This is a genomic window from Paraclostridium sp. MRS3W1 (genome assembly GCF_032465715.1).
Classification (GTDB): Bacteria; Bacillota; Clostridia; order Peptostreptococcales; family Peptostreptococcaceae; genus Paraclostridium; species Paraclostridium dentum.
Genome location: NZ_JAWDJM010000086.1, coordinates 1 through 4909 on the forward strand (window position 1 = coordinate 1; position 4909 = coordinate 4909).

The 4909-nt window shown below is 29.6% G+C and carries 3 protein-coding genes and 1 other annotated feature; all 3 genes read right to left on the bottom strand.

The features are described from left to right. Positions 1-187: 187 nt before the first annotated feature. Positions 188-1507: an FAD-dependent oxidoreductase gene (locus tag RWY47_RS06255; protein WP_150842965.1), complete on the bottom strand. Its 1320-nt coding sequence runs from the start codon at positions 1505-1507 to the stop codon at positions 188-190. Between the two features lie 127 nt (positions 1508-1634). Then, the gene (locus RWY47_RS06260) at positions 1635-2765 is read right to left on the bottom strand and encodes a M20 family metallopeptidase (RefSeq protein WP_150842966.1); all 1131 of its coding nucleotides are present in this window, start codon (positions 2763-2765) and stop codon (positions 1635-1637) included. Positions 2766-2921: 156 nt separating this feature from the next. Continuing rightward, positions 2922-3127: a binding site (T-box leader), on the bottom strand. A gap of 95 nt (positions 3128-3222) precedes the next feature. After that, positions 3223-4545 carry an FAD-dependent oxidoreductase gene (locus tag RWY47_RS06265; protein ID WP_168932264.1) on the bottom strand — a complete coding sequence of 441 codons (1323 nt, stop codon included), beginning with the start codon at positions 4543-4545 and terminating at the stop codon, positions 3223-3225. Positions 4546-4909 lie beyond the last annotated feature (364 nt).

Here is a 4909-nt window from a genome sequence, read left to right on the forward strand (position 1 = left end):
CCTAAAAATTAACTGAAAATAAAAAAGATACTGACTACATAGCAAGTATCTTTTCTTTTATTCATTTGTTTATAATTTAATTTTTGACCCTAACTTTGAAATAGATTCAGTAGTTCTTTTTCTATATCAAAAGGAATTTCAATAAAAGTTGCATCTTTATCTGATATTTTTATATTTAAAATACTAATTATTTTATTCCTTGAGGGTAGTAAAATATATTATGTGGATCATATTTCTCTTTTGTATTTTTTAACCAGACAACATTATTACCAAAATAGCTATATAAATAATTAGATATATTGATATCGCAATAGTTAAGATATCCAAATCCCGCATATGGAAGTAACTGATTTCTCAATCTATTTACCCATCTAATTGTATCATTTGCATACAGACTATACTCAAGATACCATTCTGCGTCTATTTGAATCAGTAACCTTGCATTTCTATGAGGAAAAGCACTGGGCAAATATTCATTTTTTTTAATCTGTCCTCCTAATAATAGAAATCCAATATCTATACTTGGCTGTATATTTGGTGCATTATCTAAATAGTCAAATATTGTTTGGCAAGGTTCTTTTTCTAATGGCTTATATGCAAGTAATCCTGTAATTTTAAACCCTGTTGGTTTGTACATAACCCCTGGTCTAGGCTGAACAGATTCAGTAAAACTAATACGCTTTACTGTATAGTTCATTTTACTAGGAACTTTTAGCAAACATTTTAAAGCGTTTTCCATTTCTTTCTCTGTACTTCTTAACCCCACTCCATATAGACCAATAATATCTTTAGTCATAGAAACCTTGATCGTATATCTATTATCTAAACTTTCGCCTACCTTTTGAAATGCTTGAATTACTTCATATCTTCTATTTCTAGGCCACTGAGCTGTGATTGTGGTTACCTTATCAACTGGATATACTTTAAAGGTAAGTGACACTACAACTCCAAAATTATTACTACCAGCTCCTCTTAATGCTGCAAATAAATCTTGATTTTGATATGAATTCGCAGTTATTACCCTACCAAAAGCATCTACTATTTGAGCTTCTACTAAATTATCGCATACTAGCCCATATTCTCTTTGTAGGTATCCAACTCCTCCGCCTAATGTTATTCCTGTAACACCAATCGATGGACAACTGCCTCCAACAAATGCAAATCCATATTCAGTTACTTTAGAATGAAGTTGTTCTTGTGTATACCCTGAACCGATTTTTATATATCCTCTTTTAGTATCTATTTGAAAATCAAGCAAATTAGAAACATCTATAACAACAGAATCATCTGCAACAGAAAATGCTTCATAATTATGCCCCCCACTTCTACATCGTATATTGAATCCATTCCTTCTTACCCAATTTACTGAATTAACTACATCTGATATATCTCTAGGATATACAATTGCAGCTGGGTAGTAGCTAAAATAAAAGTTTGCAGTTCTCCTAACAATATTATATCTTTTATCATCTTTAGTTATAACTATCCCTGTTAACTCATCTATCATGTTAACTTCCCCCAACTTTATAAATTATATATTAAAATACTACGTGCCATTGTTTAATATATGTTAACAATTTAGAGTGGTTCTAAAATACTTAGTAATTAAAATTTTTTAGTGAAAAATAATAGAATTATTGATCTAAATTTACTTTATTCATTAAAACATCATAACCTGTATATGCAAGTGCTAAAGTTCCTATAAGTAGTCTTTCATGTGCAAAAGGAGTTATAGTAGCATCTGCCATGTTTACACTATGACCGGTTACATTACAATTAGATATTCCTATATAAGGATGTATTGTAGGTGTTTTATGACTTACATTTCCTATATCGCTTGATCCTGTATCTTTTGCTTCATAAATATCTTTTACACCAAGCTTTCTTAGGTTCTTACTAAAAGCCTCTGACAAACTCTTATTAGTTTTTAAATTATCATTAGGTAATTCATATCTTGTCATCTCTAGTTTTGAACCTGTCATAAGCGCAGCTCCTTGTGCAATATTTTTAACTTTTACTAATACATCATCTAGTATTTCTTTTGTAGATGCTCTAAAGTAAAATTGAGCTACAGCTTTATCTGGAACAATATTTGCAGCTACGCCTCCATTAGTTATAATTCCATGCATTCTAACATCTGGAGGTACATGTTGTCGTAAAGCATCAATTCCATTAAATAACTGAATAACACTATTTAAAGCATTTACTCCATCTTGCGGACAAGAAGCCGCATGTGCAGTTTTTCCTGTATAAGTAAATTGTAATGGATAAAGCGCCATAGATGTCCCACTTTCTATACTTTTATCTGATGGATGAACCATCATTGCAACATATAGTTCATCAAATACTCCCTGTTCTGCAAAAATAACTTTAGCTCCATTAGTTTCTTCAGCAGGCGTTCCATAAACTATAATCTTACCTCCAATCTCATCTAAAACTTTACTTAGAATAACACCAGCACCTGCTGACATTGCTCCTATCATGTTATGTCCACACCCATGCCCTATTTCTGGCAATGCATCATATTCACATAAATATCCTATAGTTGGCCCTTCTTTGTTACTATCATAAGTTGCTCTAAATGCAGTTTTTATGCCTAAAAATTCTGTTTCTATTTCAAAGTCATGCTCTTGTAAAAAAGAAGTCAATTTTTCTACAGCCTTGTACTCTTCATTCCCAAGTTCTGGATTATGATATATAAAATCACTAATTTCACATAGTTCTTTATGTATTTCTTTTCCTTTTTCAAATAATATAGACTTCATATCTTACCTCCTGTTTAATTTTATATTTAATAAAATAAAAAGCCTCTTAGCAATATGCTAAGAGGCGAATTTACGCGGTACCACTCTTATTGGTAAATTTATTAATATTAGAATAATAACAATCTTGATAATAAAAAAAGCCCCTTGGAATAAAATCCAAGAGGCGAACTATCTCCGCGTTACCACTCTTATTGGTAATAAACTTACCCACTCAATCTCTTAAGGCGAGCAACCTACTGCAATACTTAGTTTCCTGCAGTCTTCTCCAAAGTTCTTTTCACATAAATATCAATGTTTAGCTTCCACCATCCTAAACTCTCTATAAAATCAATTTACACTACTCTCTTCTTCATCGAATTTTCATATTTTTCATTTATTTTATAGTATAGTGTTTGTAATGTCAATATTTTATTTACTTATGACTTTTATACTTCATACTTTTTTCAATAAATTAATATTATTTAATACTTTGTTTAAAATTAAATATATTATAAGGATCATACATCTGTTTTACTTCTTCAAGTCTGCACTTATTTTTACCATAATATTCATTCATATAATTTTCAAGAGGATAGTAAGGGAAATTAATATAAGATCCTTCTGTAATACTGTGAATAGTTTCAATATTAGATTTTATCCAATCTTTATTTATTTCTTTATAACAATTATTTTTAAATACTGTATCTATAAGCAATATATAAAAACTATCTCTATAATAAAAAGCTGTATCAAATTTTTCTACTTCGCTTACCTTTCCACCTAATCCATATAAATTCAAACTAATTTCCTCACTGCCTTCAGGTATTGTTTGGTTAACTATTTCTACTAAACTCTCTAATGTGCAATAATCATAAAATCGGTTAACAAACCTTCCATAATTTTCAAAATATTGATATTGAGAATATGAAGAACCTATATAAAACATAGCTTGCAAGAAAGATACATAATTATATGTCAGATTAAATCCTTTAATTTTACTAAATGGTAGTAATAATTCATATAACTCATCTGGAGATCCGTATAAAATCCCTCTGCAGTTTATATTAATTCCACTTTCTATTGAGTTGTATATGCTTCCTCTCATATTTATTTCAGGTACAGTACTAGTAATAAACTTCTGCCAAATATCTAAAAATTCAATTTGAGTATTTTTACTTGGATTTTCTATATTAAATTCAAATTCAGTTACATTATCTACTTTTAACGGTAATTTAAAAGTCATAGAAATAACAACTCCAAAATTACCTCCTCCTCCTCCTTTACATGCCCAAAATAAATCTGAGTTAGTATGTTTGTTTGCCGTTATTAACTCACCTTTATAATTTACTAGTGTCAACTCCAATAAACTATCACAAGTAAGTCCATATTTTCTACTTGAGTAACCCCATCCGCCTCCTAGTGCTAGTCCACTTATACACACTGTTGGGCATGCGCCTCCTGGAAATGGATAACCTTTCCCACCTATAAATGTGTATAGTTGGCCTAATTGAATTCCATTTTGTACAGTAAAAGTATTTTTTTCATAATCCACTTTTATACTGTTTAAGTTACTTATATCTATAACAATTACACCATTACCTACCGAAAAGCCCTCGTAGTGATGTCCTCCACCTCTTATTCGTATTTCTAATCTTTTTTCTACACTATAAACTACAGCCTTTTGAACATCCTCTATAGTTTTACAGTATATAATTTTCTCTGGATATTTATTTATAGCTCTGTTCCAAACTAGCCTAGCCTGACTATAATAGCTGTCTCCAGGAGTTATTATTTCTGCCATTTCAATCACCTAAAATATTTAGATTTGAATAATACATACAAGTATTACTATTATATATATATGTTATCTATATAGTTTTTGTGACTTTTTTTGACATTCATTCAAATTACTATCTTATATAAATAAAAAACATACTAATTCTTATTTAATCGAGAACATTGTATTTTATTAAATAATAAAATCAAAATTAAACTACTTTCCATCCTTAAAATACATATGAAAAGTAGTTTATGTTTTTTTTATTAAGAAATAATATTTCGGCTTACCATAGATATAGCTCCTGTATCTAAAGAGTTACAATACGAACATATTAAAAATAAATAAGAAGCTGCCAGTAATATAAGCTGGTCTCTTATACACATCT